Annotated in this window: 24 protein-coding genes; 10 read left to right on the top strand and 14 right to left on the bottom strand. The window is 64.1% G+C overall.

What is annotated here, in order from left to right; all coding sequences use genetic code 11:
* Window positions 1–56: 56 nt before the first annotated feature.
* From hemQ to VNK82_06600, 3 genes are all read left to right on the top strand, one after another.
* Complete coding sequence (gene hemQ, locus VNK82_06610; protein HXE90620.1) at window positions 57–926, top strand: hydrogen peroxide-dependent heme synthase; 870 nt, start codon at window positions 57–59, stop codon at window positions 924–926.
* Between the two features lie 124 nt (window positions 927–1,050).
* Window positions 1,051–1,278, top strand: coding sequence for a hypothetical protein (locus VNK82_06605; GenBank protein ID HXE90619.1), 228 nt, complete (start codon window positions 1,051–1,053; stop codon window positions 1,276–1,278).
* Window positions 1,279–1,362: 84 nt separating this feature from the next.
* Complete coding sequence (locus VNK82_06600) at window positions 1,363–1,986, top strand: DedA family protein (protein ID HXE90618.1); 624 nt, start codon at window positions 1,363–1,365, stop codon at window positions 1,984–1,986.
* 281 nt (window positions 1,987–2,267) lie between these two features.
* Here the strand turns inward: VNK82_06600 and VNK82_06595 are convergent, their stop codons facing one another.
* A complete protein-coding gene (locus VNK82_06595; GenBank protein HXE90617.1) occupies window positions 2,268–3,116 on the bottom strand; it encodes an SDR family oxidoreductase in 849 nt (282 codons plus the stop codon).
* Between the two features lie 181 nt (window positions 3,117–3,297).
* Here VNK82_06595 and VNK82_06590 point away from each other — a divergent pair, with 181 nt between their 5' ends.
* Complete coding sequence (locus tag VNK82_06590) at window positions 3,298–4,650, top strand: inositol-3-phosphate synthase (GenBank protein HXE90616.1); 1,353 nt, start codon at window positions 3,298–3,300, stop codon at window positions 4,648–4,650.
* Between the two features lie 477 nt (window positions 4,651–5,127).
* Here VNK82_06590 and VNK82_06585 read toward each other — a convergent pair whose 3' ends face one another.
* Window positions 5,128–6,405, bottom strand: a complete 1,278-nt coding sequence (locus VNK82_06585) for an aminotransferase class V-fold PLP-dependent enzyme (GenBank protein HXE90615.1) — start codon at window positions 6,403–6,405, stop codon at window positions 5,128–5,130.
* Between the two features lie 183 nt (window positions 6,406–6,588).
* Here VNK82_06585 and VNK82_06580 point away from each other — a divergent pair, with 183 nt between their 5' ends.
* Complete coding sequence (locus VNK82_06580) at window positions 6,589–7,584, top strand: M48 family metallopeptidase (GenBank protein HXE90614.1); 996 nt, start codon at window positions 6,589–6,591, stop codon at window positions 7,582–7,584.
* Between the two features lie 48 nt (window positions 7,585–7,632).
* On the opposite strand, the gene VNK82_06575 is transcribed toward VNK82_06580, so the two are convergent.
* Complete coding sequence (locus VNK82_06575; GenBank protein HXE90613.1) at window positions 7,633–9,111, bottom strand: GAF domain-containing protein; 1,479 nt, start codon at window positions 9,109–9,111, stop codon at window positions 7,633–7,635.
* Window positions 9,112–9,281: 170 nt separating this feature from the next.
* On the opposite strand from VNK82_06575, the gene VNK82_06570 reads away from it, so the two are divergent.
* The gene (locus VNK82_06570) at window positions 9,282–9,719 is read left to right on the top strand and encodes a CBS domain-containing protein (GenBank protein HXE90612.1); all 438 of its coding nucleotides are present in this window, start codon (window positions 9,282–9,284) and stop codon (window positions 9,717–9,719) included.
* A 126-nt stretch (window positions 9,720–9,845) separates the two neighbouring features.
* Here VNK82_06570 and VNK82_06565 read toward each other — a convergent pair whose 3' ends face one another.
* Both VNK82_06565 and VNK82_06560 read right to left on the bottom strand, forming a co-directional pair.
* Window positions 9,846–10,091, bottom strand: a complete 246-nt coding sequence (locus VNK82_06565) for a zf-HC2 domain-containing protein (GenBank protein ID HXE90611.1) — start codon at window positions 10,089–10,091, stop codon at window positions 9,846–9,848.
* On the bottom strand, window positions 10,088–10,732 hold the full coding sequence (locus VNK82_06560) for a sigma-70 family RNA polymerase sigma factor (protein ID HXE90610.1): 645 nt from the start codon (window positions 10,730–10,732) through the stop codon (window positions 10,088–10,090). The genes VNK82_06565 and VNK82_06560 overlap by 4 nt, the downstream gene beginning before the upstream one ends.
* A 70-nt stretch (window positions 10,733–10,802) precedes the next feature.
* On the opposite strand from VNK82_06560, the gene VNK82_06555 reads away from it, so the two are divergent.
* From VNK82_06555 to VNK82_06545, 3 genes are all read left to right on the top strand, one after another.
* The gene (locus VNK82_06555; protein ID HXE90609.1) at window positions 10,803–11,177 is read left to right on the top strand and encodes a cupredoxin domain-containing protein; all 375 of its coding nucleotides are present in this window, start codon (window positions 10,803–10,805) and stop codon (window positions 11,175–11,177) included.
* 138 nt (window positions 11,178–11,315) lie between these two features.
* On the top strand, window positions 11,316–12,353 hold the full coding sequence (locus VNK82_06550) for a hypothetical protein (protein ID HXE90608.1): 1,038 nt from the start codon (window positions 11,316–11,318) through the stop codon (window positions 12,351–12,353).
* 6 nt (window positions 12,354–12,359) lie between these two features.
* Window positions 12,360–14,639, top strand: coding sequence for a transglycosylase SLT domain-containing protein (locus VNK82_06545; GenBank protein HXE90607.1), 2,280 nt, complete (start codon window positions 12,360–12,362; stop codon window positions 14,637–14,639).
* 104 nt (window positions 14,640–14,743) lie between these two features.
* Here the strand turns inward: VNK82_06545 and VNK82_06540 are convergent, their stop codons facing one another.
* The 4 genes from VNK82_06540 to ileS all read right to left on the bottom strand — a co-directional run bounded on the left by VNK82_06540 (window position 14,744) and on the right by ileS (window position 19,889).
* Window positions 14,744–16,021 (bottom strand): Glu/Leu/Phe/Val dehydrogenase, encoded by a 1,278-nt coding sequence (locus tag VNK82_06540; protein HXE90606.1) that lies wholly within the window; start codon window positions 16,019–16,021, stop codon window positions 14,744–14,746.
* A 26-nt stretch (window positions 16,022–16,047) separates the two neighbouring features.
* Window positions 16,048–16,395, bottom strand: coding sequence for a hydrogenase maturation nickel metallochaperone HypA (locus VNK82_06535; GenBank protein HXE90605.1), 348 nt, complete (start codon window positions 16,393–16,395; stop codon window positions 16,048–16,050).
* 127 nt (window positions 16,396–16,522) lie between these two features.
* On the bottom strand, window positions 16,523–17,041 hold the full coding sequence (gene lspA, locus VNK82_06530) for a signal peptidase II (GenBank protein HXE90604.1): 519 nt from the start codon (window positions 17,039–17,041) through the stop codon (window positions 16,523–16,525).
* A 7-nt stretch (window positions 17,042–17,048) separates the two neighbouring features.
* Complete coding sequence (gene ileS / locus VNK82_06525) at window positions 17,049–19,889, bottom strand: isoleucine--tRNA ligase (GenBank protein HXE90603.1); 2,841 nt, start codon at window positions 19,887–19,889, stop codon at window positions 17,049–17,051.
* Window positions 19,890–20,078: 189 nt separating this feature from the next.
* Here ileS and VNK82_06520 point away from each other — a divergent pair, with 189 nt between their 5' ends.
* A complete protein-coding gene (locus VNK82_06520; protein HXE90602.1) occupies window positions 20,079–21,311 on the top strand; it encodes an energy transducer TonB in 1,233 nt (410 codons plus the stop codon).
* A gap of 43 nt (window positions 21,312–21,354) precedes the next feature.
* On the opposite strand, the gene VNK82_06515 is transcribed toward VNK82_06520, so the two are convergent.
* The 5 genes from VNK82_06515 to VNK82_06495 form a co-directional block, all read right to left on the bottom strand.
* Window positions 21,355–22,536, bottom strand: a complete 1,182-nt coding sequence (locus VNK82_06515) for an ATP-binding cassette domain-containing protein (protein ID HXE90601.1) — start codon at window positions 22,534–22,536, stop codon at window positions 21,355–21,357.
* Window positions 22,536–23,636, bottom strand: a complete 1,101-nt coding sequence (locus VNK82_06510; GenBank protein ID HXE90600.1) for an FtsX-like permease family protein — start codon at window positions 23,634–23,636, stop codon at window positions 22,536–22,538. The genes VNK82_06515 and VNK82_06510 overlap by 1 nt, the downstream gene beginning before the upstream one ends.
* A complete protein-coding gene (locus tag VNK82_06505; GenBank protein ID HXE90599.1) occupies window positions 23,633–24,898 on the bottom strand; it encodes an ABC transporter permease in 1,266 nt (421 codons plus the stop codon). The genes VNK82_06510 and VNK82_06505 overlap by 4 nt, the downstream gene beginning before the upstream one ends.
* A gap of 2 nt (window positions 24,899–24,900) precedes the next feature.
* Window positions 24,901–26,151, bottom strand: coding sequence for a Fe-S-containing protein (locus tag VNK82_06500; protein ID HXE90598.1), 1,251 nt, complete (start codon window positions 26,149–26,151; stop codon window positions 24,901–24,903).
* A gap of 99 nt (window positions 26,152–26,250) precedes the next feature.
* Window positions 26,251–26,937 carry a hypothetical protein gene (locus VNK82_06495; GenBank protein ID HXE90597.1) on the bottom strand — a complete coding sequence of 229 codons (687 nt, stop codon included), beginning with the start codon at window positions 26,935–26,937 and terminating at the stop codon, window positions 26,251–26,253.
* Between the last annotated feature and the right edge of the window lie 10 nt (window positions 26,938–26,947).

Below are 26,947 nucleotides of genomic sequence, written 5' to 3'. Positions count from 1 at the left end.
CGGATTCACGACTTCCCGCCGAGCCGGTACAATTGTAACTTTCGTACGGAGCACCCATGGCATCGCGTAGCAGACTCGCGGTTCCGGCGGCGCAGGGCGAGCTGTTCGCCGTCCCGCTGACCCTTGAAGGCTCAAGCGTCCTGCACCAGATGCTGCGTTTCCGCTGGTCGGCGTGGCGTGAACTGCCGCAGGCCGACAAGTCCGCCATTGTCGACGAAGCCTCCGCCACCCTGACCGCTCTGGAGCGCTCGAACAGCGCTCTCTACTCGCTGCTGGGCCACAAGGGCGATCTCATGCTGGTGCACTTCCGCGATTCCTTCGACCAGCTCAAGCAAGCCGAGCTCGCCCTCTCCGGCCTGCGCCTGTGGGACTTCCTTGAACCCGCCACTTCCTACCTCTCGGTCATCGAGCTCGGTCTTTACGACTCCTCCACCAAACTCTATCGGCAATTGCAGGAGCAAGGGGTCGAGCCGCACTCACCGGAGTGGAAGGCCATCATTGAAGAGACCCTTGAGCGCCAGAAGGAGGCCATGCGCCCGCGTCTCTATCCGGAGATTCCGGCGGCACGCTACATCTGCTTCTATCCCATGGACCGCCGTCGCGGCGAGCACAAGAACTGGTACACACTTCCCATCGAGGAGCGCGCCCGCCAGATGGAGGAGCACGGCCTGGTCGGCCGCCGCTACGCCGGCACCGTACGCCAGATCATCACCGGCTCCATCGGCTTCGACGACTGGGAGTGGGGCGTCGACCTCTTTGCCGACGACCCGCTCATCTTCAAAAAGCTCATCTACGAAATGCGCTTCGACGAAGTCAGCGCCGTCTACGCTCTGTTCGGCCACTTCTACGTCGGCCTGCGCGTGTCCGCCGGACGCCTGGGCGAACTGCTCTCCGGCACGCTGCCCGCCTATTCGCCAGAGAAGTAGACAATCCACCCGCCCATGTGCCGTCGGGTACCGGACTCTCCGGGACCGCAGGTGTCAGGCTCGGTATTCTAGCGGCCGCCGCTTGCGATTGACGCGGCGCCCGCCGCTGGTTAGTCTGGAGGCGATGTCGGTGAAAGCCATTCAGCTCGGCCAGGTCTGGCGCAACGACTCCGACGGCCGCAACTACCTGGTCACCAAGCTCTACAAGGAAGTGTTCGCGCAGTTCGCCATGCTGCGCACCGCCGACGCCAGCGCCGCTTCCGGCGATACTGTCCGCGTCAAAGTGGAAAAGACCGCCGACGGCTTCACCCTGCCCGGCTACACCTACACGCAGGAATCCCAGGAGTTCTGACGGGCCATCGATGGTGGCCATCCCGCAGGTCCTCACCCTTATTGCTTCTGCTCCGCACCATCGCGGAGCCCCGGGCCGCCGCGCATGATCGCCCGCGTCCTCGGCTGGCTGAGCAGCTTCGTTATCTGGACCATCTCAAGCACGGGATATCTGGGCATCGTGATCCTCATGGCCATCGAATCGGCCTGCATCCCGCTGCCTTCGGAAGTCATCATGCCGTTCTCCGGCTATCTGGTGTATACGGGGCGCTTCAACCTGTGGTGGGTAGCTACTGCCGGCGCCGTCGGCTGCAACGTGGGCTCGGTCCTCGCCTACGAGCTGGGCTACTACGGCGGCCGGCCGCTGGTCGAAAAGTACGGCGCCTACGTGTTGCTCAGCCATCGCGAGCTCGAGTGGGCCGACCGCTTCTTCGCCCGCTATGGCTCCGCCGCGGTGTTCATCGCGCGCCTGCTGCCGGTCATCCGGACTTTTATCGCGCTGCCCGCCGGCATCGCCCGCATGCCCCGCGTGCCTTTCCACGTTTACACCTTCCTCGGCTCCTGGCCGTGGTGCTTCGGTCTCGCCTGGCTGGGAATGAAGGCGGGGGAAAACTGGAACTACCTCGGTCCCTACTTCCACGAGTTCGACGCCGTCATTGGCGTGCTGCTGGCCGCCGGAGCCATCTGGTTCGTCTGGTCGCGCTGGAAGCACCGCGTGCGCGCCGCATAGCATGAAGTAACGGCAGCGCCTCGCTGGCTGTCGCGCGAGCACCTCGCCCGCTCTCGCACCTGAGCCAACGGCCACTCCCAAGGTTTGTATCAGGGCACGGTCTTAGCCGTGCCGATTCGATGCCCTCCTTTAGCAGTCATCCCGAGCGAGGGAGGGACCCGCGCGCTTACGCAACGTCCCCATTGCGCATCGCGCGATGGGGAAGGTCGTGCGCGGGAAGCCCGAGTCGAGGGACCTTGGGGTAGCTTTTTTGGCGAGAGTAGCCGGGTAGCCACCACGTTTCACGCGACCCGTATCGCTTTCGTGATCAGCTGCTCATACACCTTCCACGGCAATAGCGCCTTGATCCACGTCATCATGTGCGCATCCGGGCCTACCAGATAACGCAGCCGCGGGTTGGGATCATCCGCGATATCGGCGATCTTCCGGGCCACTACACGCGCGTCGCGTTTGACTACCTTGGTCTTCACATACTCCGCGTAGCGTCTCCCTCGTTCCGCGTTGGGCGAGGCGGGATCGAACACCCGCTCGCCGATCTTCGCGTTGCGGTCCCAAATGTCGGTCTTGTAGGCGCCGGGCTCGATCAGCACCACTTTGACGCCGAGTGCCAGCATCTCCATGCGCAGCGCCTCGCTCCATCCTTCCAGCGCCCATTTCGACGCCGAATACGAACTCACCACCGGCGTCGCCGCCCGCCCATTGATGGAGGAGATCATCAGGATGTGCCCGCTTCTCTGCACCCGCATCACCGGTAGCACCGCTTTGGTCATGGCGACATGACCAAAGAAATTGGTGTCCAGTTGCTCGCGTATCTCTTCCAGCTTCAGGTCCTCGATGAACCCGGCCATGGCGAACCCGGCGTTGTTCACCAGCACGTCGATGCGCCCATAGTCGCGCACAATGCCTTCGACCACCTGTCCGACGGCCAGCGTCTCGGTGACGTCGAGCCGGCGCACGTCGATGCGCTCGGCGACGCCCGCCTCGGCCGCCGCCTCGTCCAGCAGCCCCCGCCGCTCCAGGTTGCGCATGGTCGCCACGACCCGATATCCCCGCCGCGCCATCTCTACCGCCGTCAGCAACCCAAAGCCGCTCGAAGACCCTGTGATAACCGCTACCCTCGCGTTTGCCACGTTGCGCTCCTGGCCAGAAACCGATTCGTATCAGGGCACGGCTTCAGCCGTGCCGAAAGGCCGCTCATGAATGCGGGCTTTAGCCCCTGAGGAGCAACACCAATTTGCAAATCCCCATTCGATACGAGAAGATACTTGGTTTGTCCATCCCGTCCAAATTCACTAGGTAGGACCCGCTCGCATGGCACGTGTTTCCGCTCCGAAGAAGGACGCCCGCCGCCCGGCCTCGATTGCCCCGGCCAGGGGCAAGCTGGGTGTGATGATTCCCGGCATGGGCGCCGTCGCCACCACCTTTGTCGCCGGCGTCGAGGCCATCCGCCGCGGCCTGGCCGCCCCCATCGGCTCCCTCACCCAGATGGGCACTATTCGCCTGGGCAAGCGCACCGAGGCGCGCACTCCCGCCATCAAGGATTTCGTCCCGCTCACCAACCTGCCTGACCTGGTCTTTACCGGCTGGGACATCTTCCCCGACGACATGTACGTAGCCGCCTCCAAAGCCGGCGTGCTCGAGCAGTCACTTTTGGACCGGGTCAAACCCTTCCTGCAATCCATCAAGCCGCGCAAAGCGGTTTTTGACCGGCGCTACGTCAAGAAGCTCGACGGCCCCAACGTCAAGAAGGGCCGTAACAAGATGGAACTGGCCGAGCAGGTGAGGGAAGACATCCGCCAGTTCCAGAAGACCTCCGGCGCAGACCGCCTGGTGATGATCTGGTGCGGCTCCACGGAAGTCTTCCTCACGCCCGGCCCCGCGCACGCCTCACTCGCTGCTTTCGAAAAAGCGCTGCAGAAAAACGACGACAGCATCGCGCCCTCGATGATCTACGCCTACGCCGCCCTGCAGGAAGGCGTGCCCTTCGCCAACGGCGCCCCCAACCTCACCGTGGATATCCCCGCCATGCACGAGCTGGCGCGCCGCCACCAGGCCCCCATCTGCGGCAAGGACTTCAAGACCGGCCAGACGCTGCTCAAGACCATCCTCGCGCCCGGCTTCAAGGCCCGCATGATCGGCCTGCACGGCTGGTTCTCCACCAACATCCTGGGCAACCGCGATGGCGAAGTGCTCGACGACCCTGAATCGTTCAAGACCAAGGAAGAATCCAAGCTCTCCGTCCTCGAGCAGATCCTCCAGCCCGAGCTTTACCCCGCGCTCTACCAGGGCTTCCACCACAAGGTGCGCATCAACTACTACCCGCCGCGGGGCGACAACAAAGAGGGTTGGGATAACATCGATATCTTCGGCTGGCTGGGCTACCCCATGCAGATCAAGGTGGACTTCCTCTGCCGCGACTCCATCCTGGCCGCTCCCATCGTGCTCGACCTCGTCCTCTTCCTCGACCTCGCCCAGCGTGCCCCCGCCCTCCGTCGCCTGGGCATCCAGGAATGGCTCAGCTTCTACTTCAAGTCGCCGATGACCGCCCCGGGCCTCTACCCCGAGCACGACCTGTTTATCCAGTTGATGAAGCTGAAGAACACGCTCCGCCACCTGAAGGGCGAAGCGCTGATCACGCACCTGGGGCTGGAGTACTACGACTAGGTTCCGGGGTGGCCCGGGTGGCTGACGCCCCACGCACCAATACGGAATCTGAGGGTGCCCCATTTTTCGCGCAGCGAAAAGTGGGCGAGGCTGCGACCCGTTCAGCAATTTCGGGCTTGACAATCTCCCGAATCAAATGCTAACCTATTATAGTGTTGATTAGCTCACTGCAACAAATATGACGGTCGCTCAGGCGATACGCTCTAAGTTCTTTCACAACTAGACTTTGCGGGAATTGGATATCGTAACTCATTGATTCCATTCGCCCGTGTCCATTGCCATGAGAGCTAAGTCCTTTGCCTAAGAGACTTTACCTCTAAGTCCTTTAGATTCCGGGACCGGCCGGGATCTCGCTCCGTAACCTCATGATTCCACTAGAGGGTATAGGGGGGAGGGGTATCCACTTGCCGCCGACTCCCGGCCGCCAGCCGCGAGCTGGCCTTACCCCCTGCATCCTGCCGCCTGCATCCTGCCACCTTACGCGTGGGCCTTGCGGTACTCGTCGAGCTTCTCCACGAACCGGTCCACGTCCTTGTGCAGGATGTAGTAGGGCGTCGAGAGGCGGAGCTTCGAAGGGTCGCCGCCGCGGATGCGCACCTTGTGCTGCTTCCATAGCCAGTTCTCGAGCTTCATGCGCTCGACGCCGGGCACGTTGACCGTAACGATGCCGCATCGCAGCGCCGGATCGGGCGAGGTCCAGCTCTCCGCCCCGCGCTTCACCATCTTGGCGTGGATGTAATCGGCCATCTGCCGGTGGCGCTTTTCGATGCGCTCCATGCCGATCTTTTCGGCAAACTCGATGGACGCCTTCAAACCCCAAAGCGACGGCACATTCGACGACCCGATGCGCTGGAAGCGCTCGGCGCGGATCTTCACGTCGTCCCAGCCTTCAGTGGCGATGGTGTTCCACACTCGGTCGATGACCTCGTTGCGGACGTACAGGAACCCGCTGCCCTTGGGCGCTTGCAGCCATTTGTGCGGGCTGGCGCTGTAGAAGTCGCAGCCGATCTCGCCGATGTTCAGGCGCATCATGCCCGGCACGTGCGCCCCGTCGAGCGCCGAAAGGATGCCCCTGGAGCGCGCCAGCGCGCAGATCTCCTTCACCGGCAACACGACGCCCGTGACGGTGGTGATGTGGCTGACGAAAATCACCCGCGTCCGCGGCGTGATGGCGTCGTTGATCAGGTTCAGGATCTCAGCGGCATTCTTCGGCGGCTTGGGGAGCGTGAACTTCTTCACTACGATGCCGTAGCGCTTGGCGCGAAGCTGCCACGGATTCTCGCCGCCGGGGTGCTCCTGGTCGCTCATCAGGACTTCATCCCCGGCTTTAAGGTCCACGCCGTTGGCGATGTAGCTATTGGCCTCTGTGGCGTTGCGCAGCAGGGCGATTTCATCGCGGGTGGCGCCCACGAACGCGGCCAGCGGGTCGCGGAACTGGTTCCAGGCCGCGTAGCCCCAGATCGGGTAGTCCTCGGGATCCTCCTGCGTCATCTTCTCGGTCTCCTGGTAGCCGTCAAAGATGGCCTTGAGCACCGGAATGGGGCTGGAGCCGACGGTGCCGTTGTTCAGGTAGATGGTGTCCTCGGGGATGAGGAACTGGCGGCGCAGGGCCGCCCAGTACGCCTCTTGGTCGCGCCCATAGAGATCGGGGGAGGGCAGGGGTTCGCTGGGCAACTGGGCCAGCAGGCGGGGTGAGACGGCCATCGTGGCGGCCAGCCCGGCTCCCAAATGCAAAAACGACCGGCGGTTCAGCATGAGTGCCTCCGAATCCGACCGCCATGCTACGGGCATTGCCGGAGCGGCTCAAGAAGATTGTGGGCCGGTCGGGAAACGCGCCGGCCGCAGCCTGAATCTAATGGGCCAGAAGGGAATCTGCCTCGGGAGAGGCGGCGTATAATCCAAGCAGATGTTGGGCACGGCATCGCCAAGGAAGGTTCTATGAAAGCTCGTGCGTTCGCGCTGGCGCTGGCCCTGATAGCAGCTTTGGTCACGGCCCCCAGCGCATGGGCAGACTGCCCCTCGAACATCGAGGCCATCGGCAACCGGAACATCGGCAAAGGCGGAGGCCTGGGCAACTGGTACTCACTGGACAAGGAGATCCAGATCGGCAAGGAATTCGCTGCCCAGGTGGACCAGAGTTCCCGCATCGTCCAGGATCCCGTGGTCGCCGAATACGTGAACCGCATCGGGCAGAATCTGGTGCGCAACTCGGACGCCCGCGTGCCCTTCACCATCAAGGTGATCGATTCGGATGAGGTCAACGCCTTCGCGCTGCCCGGCGGATTCTTCTACGTCAACACCGGGCTGATCCTGGCGGCCGACGAAGAAGCGGAGCTGGCCGGCGTGATGGCGCACGAGATCGCGCACGTGGCCGCGCGCCATGCCACCCGCCAGGCCACCCGCGGGCAACTGCTGAACCTGGCCTCCATCCCGCTCATCTTCGTGGGCGGCGGCCTGGGGTACGGCATTCGCATGGCGGCTGGATTGGCGCTGCCCGTGACTTTCCTCACCTTCTCGCGCGGATTCGAGCGCGAAGCCGACTGCCTGGGCATCCAGTACCTCTACGCCAGCGGCTACGACCCCCAGGCCTTCGTGCAGTTCTTCGAAAAGCTGCAGGCCCGCGAAAAGAAGAAACCCGGCACGCTGGCCAAGGCGTTCTCCACCCATCCCCAGACGCCCGACCGCATCGCCAAGTCGCAGGACGAGATCGCCAAGGTCCTGCCGCCTCGCGACCAGTACGTGGTCACTACATCCGAGTTCGACGACGTGAAATCGCGGCTGGCCGCCTTGCAGAACCGCCGCAAGCTGGCCGACCAGGAGAATGAAAAGGCGCCCAGCCTGCGCCGCACCAAGACGGCGGACAGCAAGGACGGGCAGGACGATTCGAAAAAAGAGGACGACGACGCGCCCGTTCTGAAGCGCCGCGACGAATAAGGAAGGGAAGTGTGCGACCACCGGCGGCTGCGACCGCCGGTTTTGTTTTCAGGGCCCCGTTCTCGATCTCTTGACCTCGTCCACGCGCGCGAAGAGCAGGCGCGTCAGTTCGAGGGCGTTGCCGGCATCGTGGGGATAGTTGACGAAAGCGCAGGTCGCGACCAGGGGCTCTTCGCCGTCCTTGCCCGGGATGCGGATGCGCGCCAGATTCTCCTCTATCTTGCGCAATACGACCGCCATGCGGTCGCGGTCGGTTTCCGGCAGCACCAGCGCGAAGCGGTCGCCGGCGTAACGGCAGAGCACGTCCATGCTGCGCACCTGGGAGCGCAGCAGTTGCGCCACCTGGCGCAGGATGGTATCGCCGCCTTCGAAGCCCAGCGAACTGTTGACGTCGCGGAAGGCGCGCAGATCGAGCATGGCCAGCGCGAAGGGCTTTCCGTAACGCTTGGAGCGCGCCAGCTCCTGCGACACGGCGGTGTGGAAGTAGCGCTGGTTGTAGACGCCCGTGACGAAGTCGGTGTGCGCCACGCGACGCAGCTCCTCGGCGAGCTGCACGTTCTTGATGGCGGTGGCGCAGACATCGGCCGCAGCCTGCGCGATGGCCCGTTCGTCCTCGCTGAAGAAGCCGGAATGCGGATGCGAGACCACCACCACGCCCAAGGTCTCGCCGAAGCTGACCAGCGGCGCGCACAGCTCCGAGCCTGCGCCGGGAAGACATGCAGGCCATCCCGCTTTCGCGCGGATATCGTTCACCACCACGTGCTGGCGTGCGGCGAAGCCCTGGGCGATGATGCCCGACCGCTCGGACTCGGCAAACCTTGCGTCCGCCAGACCTTCAGCGCCGGCGCTGGCGCGCGGACGGAGTGAGCCGTCGGGCTCGCGCAGGAGGATGACGACCTCGGCGCCCTCGAAGCTATCGCCGATCAGCTCGGCGAGGGTGCCGAGAAACTGCTCCAGTTCGGCGGCCGAAGCGGCGGAACGGGCGATCAGGTTGATGAGCTCGATCTGGCGGACACGGCGGCGCTCGCTGGCGAACAGCCGCGCGTTCTCCAGAGCGACCGCGGCCTGGCTGGCGAACAGGTTGAGCAGCGCGCTGAGGTCGGGCGAGAAGTAGTCCAGTTCGGAGCTTTCAGCCGCGAGTACGCCCACCACCTGTTCCCGGACGATGAGGGGGAGAGCGAGGGTGCTGCGGACGTCAGGGCTGCCCGGGATGTAACGAGGTTCCTGGCTGACGTCCGGAACGCACAGAGGCGAACGGGCCTGGGCCGCGGCGCCGACAACGCCATCCACGCCGATGCGCAGGCGGTGCGCGCTGATGGAATCGTCATAGCCGATCTGCGCGCGGCAGTAGAGTTCGCCCGCGCCGCGGTCTACCAGGAACACGGCCGAATGAGCCACGCCGAAGTAGTTGCGCACAATGAGCAGGATCTGGTGCAGCACGGTGTCGACGTCGGTGCTGGCGAGGATCATCTCCGTGGCTTCCTGCAGCACGGCGATCTCGCGCACGCTGGGATGGACTTCCTTCAATGCCGGGTCCGCCGGCCAGCCTGGCTGGCCGAGAACGCGTATTATACGGAGTTTTTTCCGGAGGGCGGTGAAGCCTACGGAAGGCTCGAATTGAGAGGCGAGCGTGGCTCTGCTACAATGCGCCGCCATACCGCCGGGTGGATGCCGCGCAGGTACCGGGGGAGGACGCGATGCTGGTACGCGAATACATGACCACCAAGGTCACGACGTTGCCTGAGGATTCGCGCTTGCTGGACGCCGCGCTGATCATCCGGCGGAGCGGCAAACGGCACGTTCCCATCGTCAACAGCGAGGGCACTGTGGTCGGCATGGTCAGCGATCGCGACGTGGCCCGCGTGGCCCCTTCGATGCTCAGCCGGATGACGCCGGAAGAGTACAACCAGGTCTTCGAGTCGACGCCCATCAACATGGTGATGAGCACCAACGTGATCACCGTTTCGCCCAGCGATGAAGTGTCCGTCGCAGCCTCGCTGCTCTACACCAAGAAAATCGGCGCCCTGCCGGTGGTGGAAGACGGAAAGCTGGTGGGCATCGTTACGGGAACGGACATGCTGGCGCTGCTGAACGAACTGCTGGGCAAAACCGCGGCGTCGCCGGCTTCGGACTAGGTTACGGCCCGTTCCTGGGAACGTTCCGCAAGCAAACTCGAGATTCCTCGCAAGAGTTCTCCGCGCCGGGAAAGTCGCGCGAGTGACTCTCTGCGCTCGGGATGACGCATGAAAAGCGAGATCAGCTCAGGACTTCTTGGTGGAGGACTTGCACTTGGAGATGATGGCGGCCTGCAGTTTGAGGCGCAGAGGCTCAGGCAGGTCGTAGGGCTGGCGGTCGCGGTAGATCTGGATGGTCTTCTTGGTGGTGTCGCAGACGACGTAGCAGTTGTGACACCAGACCAGGTGTTCTTCCAGTTCAGCGCGGGTCTCGGTGTCGAGCGTGCCGTCGAGATAATCGGCGAGTTCCTGAAGGAAACGGGTGCAGTTCACTTCTGTGCGTCGTCACTCCTGTTCTTCTTGAAGTACCGGCTGAGGCGATCGCGAAGCTGAAGCCGCGCCCGCAGCAGCCGCGATTTTACCGCAGGAATGCTCAAGCCGAGCGCTTCCGCCGTCTCGTCGGTGGACAATCCCTCGACGTCCCGCAGCACGAAAACGGTGCGAAAGCTGGCCGGCAGGCCCTGAATGGTGCGGCTAAGGATGTCGGCCAGCTCCTCCTGGCGGTACAACTGCTCGGGATTTGGGGCCCAGTCGGCCACCTCGCGGGGCATCGAGCTTTCCTCGGTCTCGACGCTTTCATCGAGGGAAACCGTCTTATCGCTGCGCCGGCGGCGCAGCTTCATCAGCGACTCGTTCACCGCAATGCGCACCAGCCAGGTGTAGAACTTGGAGTTCCCCTGGAAATCTCCGAGGTGCGTGTAGGCCTTCAGGAACGCCTCCTGAAGCACGTCTTCGGCGTCCTCGCGGTTCTGCGTGATGTGCTGCGCCAGGCGGAAGATGTTACGGTCGTAGCGTTTCACCAACTGCTCGAACGCGCCGACATCACCGGCCTGCGCAGCCTGCACCAGCGCCAGCTCATCGCCGGCAGCTTCCGTCACTTGGGATTGGATGGGCGTCACGGTGTCCCGATGCAAAATGTTTGCCGCAAAAGTGTATTGTACCTGTTCGAATGCCCAAAGCATCCAAAAGAGAAGCAAACGACCTATGATTCGACGTTTGAACCCGCGATTTGTTGCATGGATTACAGCGGCCCCAATCCTTTTCCTGCTGCCGGGGATGGAGGGTTGCTCCCGATTCTCCAGCAAGCCGGTGCGGATCGATATCACCGCCCGAAAGTACAAGTTCGAGCCCTCCGAGATCCGCGTGAAGCGTGGCACGGTGGTCGAGCTGCATATCACCAGCCAGGACGTGCAGCACGGTTTCGACATTCCCGACCTGGGAATGAAAGAACCGATTCCCAAGCTCGGAACCGCGGTGGTGCGCTTCCATGCCGACAAGCGTGGCGAGTTCCGGATCGCCTGCGGCATCGTGTGCGGCCCCGGACATGACGACATGCAGGGCCGCATCATCGTCGAGTAAGGTGCGGTTGACTCTGGCGATTCCCGAGCGCGGCAACCCGGCGTTGACAGTGCATCTTCAGGCCCTATAATCGCCTGCAGGCGCGGAACTGGTTGCACGCAGCCCGTCGCGGGGTGGGCTGCCTCCGCACATCTCCCAATGGCCGACCCAGGCGAAGTCCGGAGCATCGTCGAACGGGTGATTTCTGAGGCGCTGGAGGCGCACGTCTCGGAGCTGCGGCGCGAAGTGGCGGAGCGTGTGCTGCAGGAGATAGAAGCGCTGCTGCAAGCCGCCCCCGGAGAATCCACGACGCCCGGCGGCGCACCGACGGATGTGCTGAACTCGGCTATCGCAACCATTCAGGACGTCAGTTCGCAGAGCGACATTCTGCGGACGCTGCTCGACGGCGCCGCGCGGTTCGCCGGCCGGGTGGCCCTGTTCGTGATCCGTGGCGGCACGGCCACCGGATGGCAGGGACGGGGATTCGCGAACGACGACGCCATCAAGGGCACGAGCGTCGATCCAAGCCGGGGCCTGGCCGCGCGTGCCATGCAGGATCGCATGCCGGCAGCGGCGGCTGCGGCGGAATTCTCCTCCAACTTCGTCGCGTCGTTCGGCAACCCTGCCGATGGCAACGCGGTAGTGCTTCCGCTGGTCGTGAAGGACAAGGTTGCGGCGCTGCTCTACGCCGACGTAGGAACTGGCGCGGACGGGAGGATCGACCCGTCGGCGTTGCATGTGCTGGTGCGGTCGACCGGACACTGGCTGGAACTGCTGTCGCTGCGGAAGACAGCGGGCGCAAGCGAGGCGGCTCCGGCGGAAGCGCCGGAAGCACCGCCACCCCCTTCCGTCGCCGCACCGCCCCCACCGCCGCCGCCCCCCCCGCCGAAGGAGCCCGCCCGCGTGGAGGAGCCGGTCATGAGTCCGGCCGACCAGGAATTGCACAAGAAGGCCAAACGCAAGGCCAAGGTGCTGGTAGAAGAGATCAAGCTGTACAACCAGGCCAAGGTGACCGAGGGGCGGAAGCACAAGGATCTCTATGACCGTCTGAAGGAAGACATCGAGAAGAGCCGCGCCGAGTACGAGAAGCATTTCGGCAAGACAGCTGCCGCGGACGCCAATTATTTCGTGAAAGAGCTGGTACGGATTCTGGCCGATAACGACGAGTCGGCGCTGGGCAACAACTTCCCCGGATAGTCAGTGATGGCTGTGCGCACCCTAATCCTGGCAGCAATCCTGTTGACGGTGGCCCAGGGTGACCATGCCGCCTCCATGAGGTCCGCTGCAGGTTCATCCCCTCAGAAGGGAAGCAGCAAGGCGACGGGGAAACGGAGGCCAGCGGCCGATCGCAAGCCGCTGCCGCCGCGGGCAGAGGCAGCCGCGCAAGCCGCCGCCAGGAGCACGGACTTGCGGCCGCTGGCGGCACAACTGCTGAACGGCCGCACGGTCGCCGCATATGCCGCAGTGGAGGACTACGCCGCGGATCATGCTACGGATCCGGCGGGCGCACTGGCGTGGTTGGTAGCCGGATACGCCCTGATCCTCGACGGCGAGTATCGTGCGGCTGCGACCAACCTGGAAAAAGCGCAACTGCGAGCAGGCGAACTGGGCGACTATGTGGACTACTTCCTGGCGCTGGCTTACGGGAACTCCGGGCAGCCCGCCCAGGCCGCCAAGGCGCTGGACGGATTTGGGGCGCGATATCCTGAGTCGTTGTTCAAGCGGGATGCGGCGCAATTGCACGCGGAATCACTGAAGGCCATCGGCAAGTCGCGTGAAGCCATCGCCATCCTGGAAGGCATTCGCGAGCCTGCCAGCGTCCAGGTGGAGCTGGACCTGGGTCAATCCTATGCCCAGGCGGGGCGGTTCAAAGAGGCAGTGGAGGCGCTGCGACGCGTGTACTACGGCTGGCCGGCATCCACGCAGGCCAAGACCGCCGAGCAGGAATTGGAGAGCCTTGGCCGCACACAGAAATTGCCGCCGCCCACCAGACAGCAGCGCAAGCAGCGGGCCGATCTGTTGCTGGAGGCCCGCCAGTACGCCGAGGCGATCTCCGCCTATCGTGAGCTGACCCGGGAAGCTCAAGGGGCCGAACACGCCGACGCCCAGCTCGATCTGGCGAGGGCGCTGTTCAAGGCTCGAAAGTATGCCGATGCCCGAAAGGTATTGGTCGAAATCGAGGGCCTCACCGCGGAGGCCAACGCCGAGCGGCTGTTCTACCTGACCGAAATCCGCTCCGATCCCGAGGCGTACCTGCAGTACCTGGGAGAATTGCGCCGCACGGCTTCCGACAGTCCGTGGCTGCAACAGGCGCTGCTCTCCGCGGGGAACCGCCATCTATTGCAAAACAACATGGACGCCGCCGCACGCTTCTACTATGAAGGTTACCAGAGGCTTCCGGACGGGCCCAAGAGCTCTTACATGCTGTGGAAGTCGGCGTGGCTGAGCTACCGCCTGGACCGGCTGGAAGAGGCCGGCGCGCGATTGGAAGAACTGATCGGACGTTATCCGGAAGCGATGGAGGTTTCCGCAGCTCTGTACTGGCGCGGGCGGGTCCTGGAGAAGCAGAACAACCTTCCCAGGGCGCGAGCCTTTTATCAGAGGGTGTCCGATCGATACCGCTATTTCTACTATGCGGGGCTGGCGCGCGAGCGGTTGGTGGAGATCGGCATCGACGGCGCCGCGCCGCCCGACGCTCTGCTCAAGAAGATCGCCCGTCCCGAGCCGCCGGTGCGCATGGGGCGCTCCGCCATGCCGGCGGAGGAGGTCCGTGCGCACAAGGCCCGCCTGCTGCAGAACGGCGCGCTCGATGACTTTGCCATTCGCGAGCTGCAGGTGATGGCGGACGGCGGATCGGATTGGGCGGCCGGCGAAATCGTGCGGCTGTACCAGCTCATGGGGCGTCACTATCGAGCGCTGCAGGTGGCCAAGAAGTCGCTCCCGGGATATTTTTCGCGGGAGATCAGCGACCTGCCGCGCAATGTGTGGGAGGCGTTGTTCCCGCGGCTGTACTGGGAGGAGATCCAGCGTTTCGCGGAGGCGAACGGGCTCGATCCCTATCTGGTGGCTTCCATCATCCGGCAGGAGTCGGAGTTCCGCCCGGATGCGGTCTCGCGGGCCCGCGCCATCGGGCTGATGCAATTGCTGCCTTCCACGGGGAGGAAGGTGGCAAGGGAGCTCAAGCTCAGGCCCTACTCGACGGCAAAGTTGAGAGATCCCAAGGTCAACCTGCAACTGGGTACCAAGTACTTCCGCGACCGGCTGGAGGAGTTCGGGCGGGTCGAATACGCCCTGGCCAGTTACAACGCCGGCCCCGACCGGGTGACGCAATGGCTGGCCAACGGCCCCTATCGCGACGCAGCGGAGTTCGTAGAGTCCATCCCCTTCACCGAAACGCGTGAGTATGTGCAGGCCATCCAGCGCAACGTGAGCGTGTACCGGCGACTCTACGGCGATTCGGTCGCGGTGAATTCGGGAAAATAGAAGGGCTTCCGGAGAGCCGGAAGCCCCGCAAGGAAAACGCTGTACTGCAGAGTTACTTGCCGGTCGATGCTGGTGCGGCCAGCTCCCTGAGTTTCCGAGACTCCCTAGGGCCAGATGCCGCGCGTTCGAGTCGCCTCAGCGACGCGGTCAATGGCCAGGATGTAGGCGCCGGTGCGCATGTCCACGCTGAACTTGCGGGCCGTCTCGTACACATCGTGGAAGGCCCGGACCATGACTTTCTCGAGCCGGCGGTTGACCTTGATCTCGTCCCAGAAGAACTCCTGCAAGTCCTGGACCCATTCAAAGTAGCTGACGGTGACGCCGCCGGCGTTGGCCAGGATGTCCGGCAACACGTTGATCCCCTTTTTGAACAAGACAGCATCGGCTGCTGGAGTGGTTGGGCCGTTCGCGGCCTCGGCGATGATCCTGGCTTTCACACGATCGGCATTGGCCAGGGTGATCTGGTTCTCGAGGGCGGCGGGCACCAGGATGTCGCAGTCGATCTCGAGAATGGCCTCGTTGCTGATGGACTCGGTGCCGGGGTATCCGGCCACCGATCCGGTGCGGAGCTTGTGCTCCAGGACAGCGTTGACGTCGAGTCCGAGACGGCTGAGGATGCCGCCGCCGGAATCGCTGACGGCGATCACGGTGCAACCCGTGTCCGCAAGTAGGCGAGCTCCGATGCCGCCGGCGTTGCCGAAACCCTGAATGGCAGCGGTTGAGCGCTTGATGTCGATTCCGAGAGCTGCGCACGCGGCCTGAATGACGAACACGCAACCGCGGGCGGTGGCCTCATGACGCCCCTGGGAGCCCCCCAGGAACGTGGGCTTACCGGTGACTACGGCCGGCGAAGACTGGCGCTGGGTCATGCTGTAGGTATCCATGATCCAGGCCATGACCTGGGCGTCGGTGTAGACATCGGGCGCGGGGATGTCGCGATCAGGGCCGATGAGAGGTGAAATCTCGTAGGCGTAGCGGCGAGTCAGGCGCTCCAGCTCGTTGCGGGACATCTTTTTCGGGTCGCAGGCGATGCCGCCTTTTGCGCCGCCGAAAGGAATGTTGACGGTGGCGCACTTCCAGGTCATCCAGGAAGCCAACGCCGCCACTTCGTCGAAGGTGACGTTGGGGTGATAGCGGATGCCGCCCTTACAGGGACCACGGGCGGAGCTGTGCTGGACGCGGAACCCGTCGAAGACGCGGATGCTGCCGTCATCCATTTTGACAGGCAAGGAAAGGGAAAGGGCCCGGGCCGGGCGCCGCAAGACCTGGCGCAGGCCGGGATCGAGATTGAGCTTCTCGGCGGCAGTGTCGAACTGCCGCATGGCGATGTGCAGCGGATTCAGGTCTTCCTGCACGACCAGACGAGCGGGAGCAGCGGCCATGAGCGTTTCTCTCCGAATCGAGATGGTTAGGCTTCCTCCACGTCCATATCGAGGACGCGCACTTCCAACCCGCTTTTGGGCTCCGTGTGGGGATGGCCGCAAGCGGGACACGGACAATCGTCGGCGGTGGCTCGAAAGTCCTCGCCGCAGTTCTGGCAATGGCGGAGGACAGGAAGCAGTTCCAGGATGAGGCGCGCGCCGTCGGCCACCGTGCCGCGGGAGACTTCGTCGAAGGTCAGTTGCAGGCGCTCGAAGTCCAGGGCGCGGCGGCCTCCGATAGCCAGCCGCACCGACAGCACGCGGCGTACGGCGTGGCGGTAGGCCGCCTGGTCTACCAGGTCCACGACATGGTTGGCAACCTCACGCTCATCCATGACAACGAACATCCCGGGCAATGACAGCCCCCGAGGCCGTCGGCCCGCGTAGAGGGAAGCAAGGATACACCCGGCGCGGTCGCGACCGTCAAATTATCGGCATCGGTTGCGGGAAAAGAGAGAACCCTTAGGAGCGGCCGGCGACGGGCTTTCCCTCGATGTGGCCTTTGGAGAACAGGATGTGACCGACGAGAATCACCGCGCCGATGACGATGGCGGAATCGGCGACGTTGAAGGCCGGCCAGTGATAGGTGCCGACGTAAACGTCGAGGTAGTCCACTACGTGGCCGTCCACAAGCCGGTCCCAGAGGTTGCCCAGAGCGCCGCCCAACACTAGCGCCAGAGCGATGCCGGTGGCCGTGAGCGCGTGGCTGTTCTTCCACAACAGGCGCCAGACCACTGCCAGGGCGATGAGCGAGAAGAGAATCAGGGTGGAGGTAGCCCATTGCGAAGGGGAGTCAGAAAACAGGCCGAAGGCCGCGCCACGATTCTGGACATGGGTGAGTTGGAACAGTCCCGGAATGACCGGGACGCTTTCGTGCAACGGAATGTTGCGCAAAATCAACCACTTGGTGGCCTGGTCCAACAAGAACACACCCAAGGCTGCAAGCAGAAGGTAGCGGCGCATGACGTGGGCTGACTGCATGGGCAGATCACCTGCTTCTTCCAGCGGAGCGCAGGATCTCCTCCACCGCCGGGATGCAACGCTCGCACAGGGTGGGGAAGTCCGAATTGCCGCCGACCTCGGTAGAGTAGTTCCAGCAACGCTCGCACTTGTGTCCGTCAGCGCGGCGGACTTCGACGGTGAGTGGGGCGGCGCCGTTCTCGGCGACCGCGGGAACCAGCGTAACCCCGGAAGTGATGAACAGAGAGCGGAGGTCGCCGCGATAGCGCTCCAAGACAGGATAGACACTCTCCGGAGCGGACAGTTGTACGTGCGCCTCCAGGCTGCTGCCGATGGTCTTGGCATTGCGCGCGCTCTCCAGAGCCTTGAGCACCTCCTGGCGCACGTTCAGCAGCGTCTCCCAATCGGCGCGGAAGCCGTCGAATCCGGTGGCGGACTCCATGCCGGTGACGTCCCTGGTGGCAGGGAAGAGCGCGAGGTGCACGCTTTCGGGCCGGCCCTCCACCGGGGGCAGATATTGCCAGACCTCGTCCGCGGTGAAGCTCATCAGAGGCGCAAGCAGGCGGACCAGGGCTTCTCCGATGCGCCATACGGCGGTCTGCGCGGAACGCCGGGCTTTGGAGTCCGGGGCGAAGGTGTAGAGGCGGTCTTTCAGCACGTCGAAGTAGAAGGCGCTGAGGTCCACGATGCAGAAATCATGCATCTGGTGATAGGCGCGGTGGAAGACCATTTCGTCGTACCAGCGGCGCACACTCTCGGCGAGATCGGCGGTGCGCAGCAGCAAGTAGCGGTCGATGGCCTCCATTTCGGGGAAAGGAACGGCGTGGCGAGCAGGGTCGAAGCCATTCAGATTCCCCAGGACGAAGCGAAACGTGTTACGGATTTTGCGGTAGCTCTCGGCCACGCGCTGCATGAGCTCTTCGGAGCCGCGCACGTCCTCGCGGAAGTCCACCGAGGCCACCCACAGGCGCACGATCTCGCCGCCCAGACGGTCGGCGATGTCCACAGGGTCGACGACGTTGCCCAGGGACTTGGACATGGCGCGGCCCTGCGGGTCGAGCGTCCACCCGTGCGTGGCGACGCCCCGATACGGAGCACGCAATCGTGTGCCGACGGCGCACAGCAACGAGGAATGGAACCATCCGCGGTGCTGGTCGCCGGCTTCGACGTAGAGGTCGGCCGGCCAGGGCAGGCCCTCCTCGCGGCCGAGGACGGCCGCGTGGCTGCACCCGGATTCAAACCATACGTCGATGATGTCGGTCTCCTTGCGGAAGCTTGTCCCCTGGCAGCCCGGACACACAGTACCCTTGGGCAGGATGTCGGCGGCGGGATAGCGACACCAGGCGTCCACGCCTTCGCGCGCCACGAGATCCACGACCGCCCGGTCTACATCCGCTGAACGCAGCAGTTGCTGACAGTCTTCGCAGAAGAACACAGCGATGGGCACACCCCAGACCCGTTGCCGGGAGATGCACCAGTCGGGCCGCATGGCCACCATGTTGGAGATGCGCTCTTCGCCCCAGGCCGGGTCCCACTTGACCTTCTTGATCTCATCGAGCGCGCGCTGGCGCAGCGTGCGGCCCTCGAGGTCGGCTTCCATGGAAATGAACCACTGCTCGGTGGCCCGGAAAATGACCGGGTTGTGACAGCGCCAGCAGTGCGGATAGGAGTGCTCCAGCTTTTCGGAGGCCATCAGCGCGCCCTTGCTGCGCAGGAGTTCGACGATGTGTGGGTTGGCCTCGAAGACGGTCTTGCCGTCGTACTCGGGCAGACCGTTGCGCAGAATGCCGGCGGCATCCACGTTGCAGGTCTGGTCCAGTTTGTACTTCTGCCCGGTGTAGAAATCGTCTGCGCCGTGAGAGGGCGCAGTGTGCACGGCGCCCGTGCCTTGATCGGTCGTCACGTATTCGGCCAGCACTCCCAGCACGATGCGATCCAGGAAGGGATGCGCGAAGGTCGCGTGTTCCAGCTTCACTCCATCGAAGCGCGCGAGAACTTTGGCGTCCTTGAGAGCGCACGTCTCGATGGTGGCTGCCGCAAGGACGTCGGCAACGATGTAGACCTCGCCCGCGGACTGGATGGCGGCGTACTTCAGATACGGGTGAAAGGCCACGGCCATGGAGGCGGGGATCGTCCAGGGCGTAGTGGTCCAGATGATGGTGGAGACCTTCTTGCCGGCCAGGGCCGGATCCAGCCGCGCCGGATCACTGGTGAGTGCGTACTTCACCCAGATGCTTGGGTCGGTGCGGTTTTCGTACTCGACCTCGGCCTCCGCCAGCGCCGTCTTGTCGTGCAGGCACCAGTAGACGGGGCGCAATCCGCGGTAGACGGCGCCGCGCTCGAGAAAATCGAAAAACGTGCGCAGGACCACCGACTCATATTCCGGCGACATGGTGGAGTAGGGCCGGTCAAAGCGGCCAACCACTCCGATGCGCTGAAACTGGGTACGCTGAAGGTCCAGGTACTTTTGTGCATACTCGCGACAGGCGGCGCGGACCTCGAGAGGAGACATCTGCAGCTTGCGGCCGCCGAGGTCGTTATCCACCTTGATCTCAATGGGTAGACCGTGGCAATCCCAGCCGGGTACGTAGGGAGCATCGAGACCCGCCATATTGCGCGTCTTGACCACAAAATCCTTCAAGGTCTTGTTCAGGGCGGTGCCCAGGTGAATGGGCCCGTTGGCATAGGGAGGGCCGTCGTGCAGCACGTAGATGGGCGCACCCTTGCGGGCCTGGCGGATGCGGTCGTAGAGCCGCATCTCCTGCCACCGCCGGAGCATTTGCGGCTCCTTCTGAGGCAGGTTGGCCTTCATGGAGAAGTCCGTTTTCATCAGATTGAGCGTGGACTTCAGGTCGAAAGGCGCGGCCATCGGGGCTCCGGGCGTTCCCGGATTTCATTATAGGGAGAGGTTCGAGGGGCGTCTATTGATGGAAGTGTGTCTCAATCTGAGCAGTCACTTGCATCGTATTGAGGACATGCACCTTCGTGCACAAAGACAAATGCAACTTGCAGGCGGATTTGTACATCTCTTAGAGGAAGGAATTGAGGGGCAGAGTGCGTGAATGAGGCAGCGGGATCTCGAGGAAGCAACCTGGGCGCCAGCAGACATCTGAACACGCTCCTGGCCGAGCTGCGCGAGCCCTGGTGGCAGAGCCTGGGTCGCAACCTCGACGATCTGTTGTTCCCCCGCAAGCTTCCTCCGCTCGAGCTGACGTCACGGCCGGTACAGGTTGCATGGCTGGAGATCGACCAGCCCTGGTGGCGTTCCCTGGCAGGGGGGCTGCGGGACCTGTTCATTGCCGAAAAACAGGCGCCGCTGGAGCTCACGTCGCGGCCGGTGGCGGTTAAGTCGCTGGCCGACATCGAGCGTCCCTGGTGGCAATCGCTGGGCGGGAACCTGCGCGACCTGCTGTTTCCCGAAAGGCTTCCCCCGCTGGAGCTGACGGCCAAGCCGGTCCCAGTCAAGGAAATCTGGGGCGACTACAACTATCGGAGCCGGGGCGTGGCCGGCACGGTCGTGGTGCATGTGGCGATGCTGGCGTTACTCGGAGCCATTTCCTTCGTTGGAGCAAGGGCGGTGAAGCAAGCACAGCCGCACGCAACCGTGTCGCTGGTGTCGCCGGACGTTTCCGTTTACTTGCCGCTCTCAGCCAAAGCTCATGACACCATCGGGGGTGGCGGAGGGGGCGGGGACCGCGACAAGCTGCAGGCGCCCAAGGGCAAGCTGCCCAGGTCCGCCATGGAGCAGTTCGCGCCGCCGGCGGTGGTCGTCCGGAATGAAAATCCGAAGCTGCCCATGGAGCCAACGGTGGTGGTTCCACCGGAAGTTCCGCTGCCCAACGTGAACCTGCCGAACTATGGCGATCCGCTGAGCAAAGTCGCGGGGACGCTCTCGAACGGAACCGGGTCGGGCGGCGGCATCGGCGCCGGGTCGGGCGGTGGCATCGGCTCGGGTGACGGGCCGGGGTTCGGCCCCGGCAGCGGCGGCGGAACCGGTGGCGGCGTGTTTACGGTGGGTGGAGGGGTTTCCGCTCCGCGTCCGCTCTATACGCCCGACCCCGAGTACTCCGAGGAAGCACGGAAGGCCAAGCATCAGGGCACGGTGGTGCTGTGGCTGGTGGTCGGGCCGGATGGACGCGCGCACGACGTGCGCATCAAGCGCAGCCTGGGACTGGGCCTCGACGAACGCGCGATTGCGGCTGTGAGCCAGTGGAAGTTCGAACCCGCGCGGAAGAACGGCGTGCCCGTCGCGGTACGCATCAATGTGGAAGTAGATTTCAAGCTCTACTAGAGCCTTTTCCTAAAGCCCTCACTTCTCAAGGGAGATGTCGAGCCTAGCGGGGGCAGCATGCCCCGTAAGGAATCGGGCTGCCGTGCGGGCAGGTGCGCGGGTGCCCCAGGAATCCGCAAATCTTCTCCGTGGCCTGGGGCGAGAGGATGTGCTCGAACTTGCACGCCTGCTGCTCGATCTGGGTTTCGTCTTCCAGATGCAGGGTTTCTGTGAACAGGCGCTCGGCGAGACGATGCCGGCGGATGATGTCCTGGGCGCGCTGCCGGCCACGTTCGGTGAACTGAATGACGGCGCTGCCGTGTTGGGGAACGGAATCGGCGGGATGGATGGCGACGTGGCAGCGGTCAAGGGCGGCCCGGTGCTCATGAGGCTCCGAGGGATGCGCGTGCGCGGCCAGCAGCCCGGCTTGCGCCATGCGCTCGACGGCGAGGCCGATGGGCAGGGGACCCGAGAGTTGGATGCGGCCCAACTCTGCAAGCTCGTCGTTCTCCTCCAGCACCCACATCTCCTCCAGGATCTCGTCGAACAGTTCCTCGTCGGCCATGGTGTAGAGCTCCTGGGTAGCGATGCGGCCGTGATGGAGTTCGAGACGCCGGTCCGCCATTCGGGCGACGACGGGATCGTGCGTGACCATGACCAGGGTACGGCCCTGGCGGTGCAAGTCGCGCAGCAGGCCCATGACGATCTCCTCGTTAACGGCGTCGAGATTACCCGTGGGTTCGTCGGCCAGGATGATCTTGGGGTCATTGATAAGGGCGCGCGCGATGCACACCCGCTGCTGCTCGCCGCCGGAAAGTTGAGCGGGCAGATGCCGGGCGCGGTCGGCCAGCCCCACCCGTTCCAGCGCCTCCAGAGCTTCCTGCTCGTCGGTCATGCTGTGAAAGTACTGGGCAAGCATGACGTTCTCCAGCGCGGTCAAGTAGGGAATCAGGTGGTACTGCTGGAAGACGAAGCCGATGGTCTCCGCCCGGAAGCGGTCCAGCGCGGACCCGGAGAGTTCCACGATGTTCTGGCCCTCCACTTCGACGGTGCCGCTATCGGGCCGGTCGAGGCAGCCGATCAGATTCACCAGAGTGGACTTGCCCGAACCGGAGGGACCCATGACCGCCAGCCACTCGCCGGAGCTCACGGAGAGAGTGACGTCATCGAGGGCACGAATCTTGCCGGCGCTGGAATCGCTGCGCGCGACGTACGTGCGGCTGACGTGTTTGAGCTCGATCCCCATCACTCACCTTTCAGCATGACGGCCGGCTGTACGCTGCGCAGAACGGACAGGGGCAGTAGGGCAGCGAGCAAAGCCATAGCCAGGGATCCAGCCACAATGACGGGCAAGACGCCCAGCCGCGGCTCCACCGCAGCGTGGAAGCTGGCACGACCGATCCACGCCGCCAGGCCCACGCCGACCAGGTAACCGACGAGGGCCCCGAGCAACCCCAGCAACAGCGACTCCGCGGCGAAGATCGCGTTCACAGTCGATTGCGATGCGCCCAGGGCCTTCATCAGGGCGAAGTCCTTGCGCCGGTCGAAGACGGAGGCGGTGAGCGTTGCCAGGACGCCCAGAGCCGAAATCAGAATGATCAGGCACACGCAGGCCAGCAAGGCTGACTGCGTCTTGCCCAGGACTTGAGCTTCGGCTTCCACGATGCGCCTCAGGGGCCGGACGTCGGCTTCCGGAAGCGCCACCGCCAGCCTCGCCACAGCGTCGGAGACCTGCTGCGCGGTTCCGTTCGCCGCCACCTCGAGGACAGAGGGCCCTACTTCCGTCCAAGCGGAGAACCGATCCAGGGAAATGTAGATGCGGCTGTCTTCCGAGGACCCGGTGCGCACCGTACCCGCCGGATGCAGGCGCAGGTGCCGTCCCTGGAACGAAAGATCGAACGGGTGGCTCGTACCCAGGGCGTCGGCTGCCCGCACGCCAAGCAAGGCATCGTCCGCAGTTAAGGGCCAGGCGGTCACTTGCCACCAGGTGTTCATCCGGCGCGCGCGTTCGAGGTCAGTCCCGGCCACCACTACGGGTGCGCCGTCGGACGTCTTGGCCACCGCGTAGGCAAACGGCACCACCAGACCCTGATCGCCGAGCACGCCTTCGGCTCGCTGGAGGGCGTCAGGCGGGAGGCCTGAGCCAGAGCGCGGCACAATGACGATGTTCGCTCCGTAGCTGCGGAATTCACGTCGCAGCTTGGCGTCGGCGTCGGAGTAAAGATTCAGCATAGTGGTTGAGGCGGCGGCGGCTACGGCAAAGGCAGCCAACGCCGTCAGCGCCCGCTCGCGGCGCACCCAGGCGGCGCGCAGCAGCAGGCGGAGCAACATGCGGCGGCGAGTCACAGATCGCCTCGCAAGACCACGGCAGGGTCGAAACGCAGCGCCCGGCGGATGGCAGCAGCGCTGCCCGCCAAGGTAATCAAGACGGCCAGGAGGAGGACGGCAGGGAAGAGCAGCGGTTGCATCGAGATCTGCGAAGCGAACACCGCCACACCGATCTGCCTGGCCAGCGCCATGCCCAGCAGGAAACCCGCTGTCCCGCCGATCAGGGCAAGCAGGCAAGCTTCCGCAATGAAGAGAGCAGCCACAGAGGCGCTGCGTGCGCCCAGGGCGCGCATCAATCCGACTTCGCGCCGCCGCTCCAGCAGTGCGGTGGCCATAGCCGCGAAGACGGCCAGTGCGGAAGCCACGAGCGCCGCCAGCGCGACCAGCAGCATGAGGCTTCTGATCCGCTCGAGGACCTTGCCTTCGTTCTGCGCCACCTGTCGGATGGGCTCGGCATCGGACTGGCCGATCACTTCGCGCAGTTGATACGCGATGGAGAGGGCATAGGGCGTGCAATACCACCGGTCGCGGTCGGCGGGCGTCATGCTGGCAGGGTCGCGGCGGGCAAACGCGTCCTCCGGGCTGGTAAGGGCGCTCACAAACACGCGCCGCACGGCGCCGGGACGCCGGGCTATCTGCTGCGCCAGAGCCAACGGCGCCACCACCGTGTCTTCCTGGGCGTCGCCGGTGGAGAGAAGTCCGGCTACGCGCACGTCGCGGCCGTCGAGGCGAACCGTCGAGCCCGCATTCACCCGGAGAGCAGCGGCCAGCCGCTCGCCGACAAGGACGTCCTGAGAGTCATCTGCCGGCCAAAAGCCGCGCACACTCCACCAGGGGTGCGTGGTTCGCACTCCGGTCGTGAACTGGTCCTTGCCGTAGGTAAGGGTCTTGGAAAAATAGGTGCCGAGCAGCTCCACCTCGCGCGCTCCTGCAGCCGTCTCCAGGCGCGCCGTGACTGGCAGGAAGGGCGCAAATCCGAGGACGTTGTGTCGCCAGAAGATGCCTTTGATCTTGGGCAGGTCGGCTTCACTAAGATAAGCGCCTTCGCTCGCAGGCTTGAGGTTGACGCCGCCGACATCGACATCCAGCGTGTCCTCGTGCGGATACACGACCAGGTTTGCGCCGTACTGGCGAAGCTCGCGATTGATCTTGTCACCTACCGCGGTGGCCACGGCAATCATGGCGGTCATCACGGCCACGCCCAGCGTCACGGAGAGGCCGGCCAGCAGCTTGCGCCTGCGCTGACGGCGGAACGACTCGTACAGGAGGCGGGCGAACATGGCTATTTCTGGAAATGGCTCACACCCGTGGAAAGATCGGCACGGGCGATCACCACCTCCGTTTCCGTGACCCGGGCCTGCAAGGGGATGGGGTTGCATCCGCCGGGCATGCCCATCGATTGTGGATCAATGGGAGCGGCACAGTTCTTGCATTCGATGCCATGGGGGCCGCGCGTGAATCCCACCGGTCCGCAGATCTCACAAGCGTCCAACACAGTTGCGATTGTTCCATCCGGCTTCTGATACAGGAGAAAGCGAACGGTCGCGCCGTCGATCTCCGCCGCATAACGGTGCAGGTCGCCATCGTAGACCTCGGAAAGCGGAACCTTAATCTCGCCATTCACGAACTCCACAGGCTTTGCTGGAGAAAGGGACGTCGTGCTGCGGGCATAAATGAACTGCGCCGTCACCAGCACGATGAAAATGAACGCACTGGCATAGACGGAGCCCATCCAGAGTCGTTCGCGGCGGGCATTCCAGGCTGCCTTGCGCTGGGCTGCGCGGGATTCGGCGGGTACGGCTTCAGGGACGCGACGCCGGGCTTCAAACAGCACCATCATGGCCGCCAGCGCCAGAATGGTGATGAAGAAAAACAGGTCGTTGCGCACGATGGGGCCGATCACGGCCATGGATTCCTTCGACGCCGGAATCACACCGCTTTCGGAGAGCTCATGCAGGCCGGAGACGAGCAACTGCGCGGCGACGAAGCCCAGGATGACGCTGGTTACGCGGAAAAACTTGGGCAGATTGATGCGCACGCTGCCCTTGACGAACATCACGCCAAACATGACGGCGAGCGCAAGCCCCGCGATTGTACCCAACAAGCCTGCCAGTTCGTCGGTGTTGAGGTACATGGCGCCGAGGATCAGTACGGTCTCCACGCCTTCGCGCAACACCATGAGGAACACGAAAAAGAAAAGGCCAATCTGGGAACCGCGGCTGGCGAATGCGCCGACGCGGGTCTCGATCTGCTGGCGCAGGCCGTGGGCCGCCCGAGCCATGAAGACCACTACCGTGATGACAAAGAAGGCGGCGGCCAGCATCACCCAGCCTTCAAAGGACTCTTGGTTGATGCGCAGGCGGGTAATGACGAAAGCTGCGGCAACGCTACCCAGCACGGCCGCACCCAGGGCGGCGTACACGATGCGTCGCAGGTCCAGGCGGCCGACCTTGGCCAGATAGGCGAGGATGATGCCGACAATAAGCGCGGCTTCCACCCCCTCGCGCAGGGTCACAATGAACGATTGCAGCATGCGGTCAGCCCGCCATGTTGAAAATGAATTTCAATTTCAATTGACATGATACGCGGCCCGGGCGAAGACCGTCAATCGAAGCCGTCACACGGGAGTGTGTCAAAGCGATCGCAGAAAGCGCTTGGCCCGCGCCAGATGCGGGAATTGCCGCTCCTCGGCCTGGAATGCGGGGGGATGAACACAGCGCCGGCTGCCGCGCAGCCGCACCGGATGCCGCAGGTGCAGCATCTCGTGGAACAGCAGATACTCCACCGCGTAGCGGGGAACGCGCGGCGAATCGAAAATGCGGCTGATGACGATGGTGTTGTGCGCCGGGTCGTAGTGGCCCAGGCTGTTGCGGGCGCGACCCTGGCTCCAGGTGAGCCGCGGCTGCGCCAGCAAGCCGTGGAAGAAGCGGCCGTTCAGGTCGGCAAAGAGCGATTCGAGATCGTAATGATGTCCGCGTGCGCCGGCGATCCGCTTGGTGCCGCGCACCTGCCGCGTGCGGTGCGCCTGCTCGCTCACATCCCGCCGGCCCACGTACCGGCGGTATCGAGCGGAGCGCGCCGGATCCACCGGGCAGCGGTAGAGCTTGGCCAGCAGCAGGTGAGCGATGGCCTCTAGGACCGGGCGCGGCGCCGATCCCAGCAGGTCCGAGATGCGCACGCGTACGGATTCTCCGCGCAGCCGGATGGTATTGTTCAAGCCGGAAAAGGGGAAGAATTCGACGTGAAAATCCGGCATAGGAAATCGCGGGCAAAGCTCGTCGAACGCCTGCTCGAAGATTTCCTCCAGGTCCCTCTTCACGCCACCTCAG

This window comes from Terriglobales bacterium (assembly GCA_035573675.1).
Classification (GTDB): domain Bacteria; phylum Acidobacteriota; class Terriglobia; order Terriglobales; family Acidobacteriaceae; genus DATMAB01.
This window is presented reverse-complemented; position numbering and strand designations above follow the sequence as displayed.

Bases quoted from the DNA above. Each gene is read 5' to 3' on its own strand.
- hemQ (HXE90620.1), top strand. From the start codon at position 57: ATGGCATCGCGTAGCAGACTCGCGGTTCCGGCGGCGCAGGGCGAGCTG.
- VNK82_06605 (HXE90619.1), top strand. From the start codon at position 1,051: ATGTCGGTGAAAGCCATTCAGCTCGGCCAGGTCTGGCGCAACGACTCC.
- VNK82_06600 (HXE90618.1), top strand. From the start codon at position 1,363: ATGATCGCCCGCGTCCTCGGCTGGCTGAGCAGCTTCGTTATCTGGACC.
- VNK82_06590 (HXE90616.1), top strand. From the start codon at position 3,298: ATGGCACGTGTTTCCGCTCCGAAGAAGGACGCCCGCCGCCCGGCCTCG.
- VNK82_06585 (HXE90615.1), bottom strand. From the start codon at position 6,405: ATGCTGAACCGCCGGTCGTTTTTGCATTTGGGAGCCGGGCTGGCCGCC.
- VNK82_06580 (HXE90614.1), top strand. From the start codon at position 6,589: ATGAAAGCTCGTGCGTTCGCGCTGGCGCTGGCCCTGATAGCAGCTTTG.
- VNK82_06570 (HXE90612.1), top strand. From the start codon at position 9,282: ATGCTGGTACGCGAATACATGACCACCAAGGTCACGACGTTGCCTGAG.
- VNK82_06555 (HXE90609.1), top strand. From the start codon at position 10,803: ATGATTCGACGTTTGAACCCGCGATTTGTTGCATGGATTACAGCGGCC.
- VNK82_06550 (HXE90608.1), top strand. From the start codon at position 11,316: ATGGCCGACCCAGGCGAAGTCCGGAGCATCGTCGAACGGGTGATTTCT.
- VNK82_06545 (HXE90607.1), top strand. From the start codon at position 12,360: ATGGCTGTGCGCACCCTAATCCTGGCAGCAATCCTGTTGACGGTGGCC.
- VNK82_06540 (HXE90606.1), bottom strand. From the start codon at position 16,021: ATGGCCGCTGCTCCCGCTCGTCTGGTCGTGCAGGAAGACCTGAATCCG.
- VNK82_06535 (HXE90605.1), bottom strand. From the start codon at position 16,395: ATGGATGAGCGTGAGGTTGCCAACCATGTCGTGGACCTGGTAGACCAG.
- lspA (HXE90604.1), bottom strand. From the start codon at position 17,041: ATGCAGTCAGCCCACGTCATGCGCCGCTACCTTCTGCTTGCAGCCTTG.
- ileS (HXE90603.1), bottom strand. From the start codon at position 19,889: ATGGCCGCGCCTTTCGACCTGAAGTCCACGCTCAATCTGATGAAAACG.
- VNK82_06515 (HXE90601.1), bottom strand. From the start codon at position 22,536: ATGGGGATCGAGCTCAAACACGTCAGCCGCACGTACGTCGCGCGCAGC.
- VNK82_06505 (HXE90599.1), bottom strand. From the start codon at position 24,898: ATGTTCGCCCGCCTCCTGTACGAGTCGTTCCGCCGTCAGCGCAGGCGC.
- VNK82_06500 (HXE90598.1), bottom strand. From the start codon at position 26,151: ATGCTGCAATCGTTCATTGTGACCCTGCGCGAGGGGGTGGAAGCCGCG.